Source organism: Coleofasciculus sp. FACHB-712 (assembly GCF_014695635.1).
Taxonomy (GTDB): Bacteria; Cyanobacteriota; Cyanobacteriia; order Cyanobacteriales; family FACHB-T130; genus FACHB-T130.
Window position 1 is genome coordinate 1 of the sequence record NZ_JACJOQ010000300.1, and the last position, 2,532, is coordinate 2,532.

At 46.4% G+C, this 2,532-nt stretch carries 2 protein-coding genes and 1 pseudogene; all 3 read left to right on the top strand.

Going from position 1 to position 2,532, the window contains the following annotated elements:
- The coding region (gene ureG, locus H6F50_RS07915; protein WP_190428161.1) for an urease accessory protein UreG at positions 1-459 on the top strand (459 nt) is incomplete at its 5' end.
- A gap of 140 nt (positions 460-599) precedes the next feature.
- Positions 600-1,934, top strand: coding sequence for an urea ABC transporter substrate-binding protein (urtA, locus tag H6F50_RS07920; protein ID WP_190410214.1), 1,335 nt, complete (start codon positions 600-602; stop codon positions 1,932-1,934).
- A gap of 290 nt (positions 1,935-2,224) precedes the next feature.
- Positions 2,225-2,532: pseudogene (locus H6F50_RS07925) on the top strand (branched-chain amino acid ABC transporter permease); the annotation flags it as partial.

The window sequence follows — 2,532 nt, forward strand, 5'->3', positions numbered from 1 at the left end:
GCCTTGGAAAGCGATCGCATCCTGGGTGTCGAAACTGGCGGCTGTCCCCATACTGCCATCCGCGAAGACGCTTCCATGAACATCGCCGCCATTGAACAAATGGAACAGCGATTTCCCGATTTAGACTTAGTGTTTTTAGAAAGTGGCGGCGATAACTTAGCGGCTACCTTCAGCCCAGAACTGGTAGACTTGACAATTTACGTCATTGATGTTGCAGCCGGTGACAAAATTCCGCGCAAAGGTGGTCCCGGAATTACTAAATCCGATCTTTTAGCAATCAACAAAATTGATCTTGCTCCTCAAGTGGGAGCAGATTTAGGGGTCATGGAACGCGATGCGCGGAGGATGCGGGGAGAAAAACCCTTTATCTTTACGAATTTGAAGACTCAGCAAGGATTAACGGCTGTGGTGGACTTTATCCGCCTAAATCTGGGCGAAATTTCAGAAACCGTAAGCTGACCTTTCCGAAAGCTGTTCCAAAAATTCGATTCTTTGTATCATTGATAACAATTTCTTGCCAGAACATCGCTCTAATATCACTGCTTAACTGTATATGTTCTCTATCATTGGGCTGATTCAGCCAGGAGTACGGTAACGGTATGGCAAGGCGATTAGGGCGACGTAAATTTCTTCTATACGGTTCTGCTACTCTGGGAACCAGTATTCTTCTCAAAGCTTGTAGCAGCACTCCCACTTCCACCTCTGAGACTGCCAGCCCAACGGCTGCGTCTCCCTCTCCCAGCGCGACATCCGTTGCGGCTGCCGGTGCAGGAAACACCATCAAAGTTGGGATTCTGCACTCTCGCAGCGGCACGATGGCGATTAGCGAAAACAGCGTTGTAGATGCCGAACTGTTGGCAATTGAGGAGATTAATAAAGCCGGTGGCGTCCTCGGCAAGCAAATTCAAGCAATTGAAGAAGATGGTCAATCCGACTGGCCTACTTTTGCAGAGAAGGCGAGAAAGCTAATCGATCAGGATAAAGTTGTCACCGTTTTCGGCTGCTGGACTTCCGCCAGCCGCAAAGCAGTGCTGCCAGTATTTGAAGAAAAAGGTCATATGCTCTGGTATCCCGTGCAATACGAGGGTCAAGAGTGTTCCAAAAATATTTTCTATACGGGTGCTGCTCCCAACCAACAAATCGAGCCAGCAGTCGATTGGCTCTTGCAGAATAAGGGCAAAAAATTCTTCCTAGTTGGCTCAGATTACGTTTTTCCGCGTACCGCGAATACGATTATTAAAGAGCAGTTAAAGGCAAAAGGCGGCGAAACCGTCGGTGAAGATTATTTACCCCTAGGCAATACAGAAGTTACACCCATCATCACTAAAATTAAAGCAGCTCTGCCTGATGGCGGCGTCATTTTTAATACCCTAAATGGGGATAGTAATGTGGCTTTCTTCAAGCAGATGCAAGGTGCAGGGTTGGGACCAGATAAATATCCCGTAATGTCTGTCAGTATTGCCGAAGAAGAAGTCAAAGCAATTGGCACAGAATATCTCAAAGGCCAATATGCCGCATGGAATTACTTCCAAACGGTAGATACCCCGGCGAATAAAAAATTTGTCGAAGCTTTTAAGGCAAAATACGGCCCAGATCGGGTAACAAATGACCCGATGGAAGCAGCTTACATTGCTGTTTATCTGTGGAAACAAGCTGTCGAGAAAGCAAAAACCGCTGACGATTTAGAGGCAGTGCGAAAGGCTGCGGTTGGTCAGAAGTTTGAGGCTCCAGAAGGCACCGTAACGATGGAAAGTAACCATCACATTTCTAAGTTTGTACGGCTAGGTGAAGTCGCAGATGATGGTCTCTTTAAGATTGTCTATGAGACGAAATCAGCAGTGAAGCCAGTTCCTTGGAACCAATTCGTTGCTGCAACTAAGGGTTTGGGATGCGACTGGTCAGATTCCAAAAAAGGTGGTCAGTACAAAATTTAAGCGGTTAAAAATTAGTCCTTAGTTATTAGTCGTCAATCTTGAGAAGATTGGTTGGGTTTCGTTACCTGATGGTGTTGGCTAATTAAGAACCTAACCCCCCATCCCCCTTCCCTATGAGGGAAGGGGGAGTCTGGAAGCCTCTACCCTTGTAGGGAAGGGTTTGGGGAGAGGTCAAAAATTAATGCCAACAGCATCCGTTACCTCAACCCAACCTAGGGGATTTGAAAGCTAATAACTAATGACTCACGATCCATGACTAATGACCCATGATTAATGGCTGAGGAAGCGGTGTGATAGCAGGATTGCTGGATGGGATTTTTAATGGAATTAGCATCGGCGCGGTTTTGTTAATTTCAGCGCTGGGACTAGCCATTGTCTTTGGACTCATGGGTGTCATTAACTTAGCTCACGGTGAGTTGATGATGCTAGGAGCCTACACAACGTTTGTTGTACAAAATGGCTTCAAAATATTGGGTAAGCCTTGGTCTGAAACCTATATTGTTTTTGCGCTAATTTTGGCTTTCCTGGTGACAGCAGGTGTGGGATTAGTTCTGGAACGGGGAGTGATTCGTTATCTTTACGGACGCCCGCTAGAAAC

What these genes read in the sequence shown, in the direction of transcription:
- urtA (WP_190410214.1), top strand. Translation starts at nt 600, where the DNA reads ATGGCAAGGCGATTAGGGCGACGTAAATTTCTTCTATACGGTTCTGCT.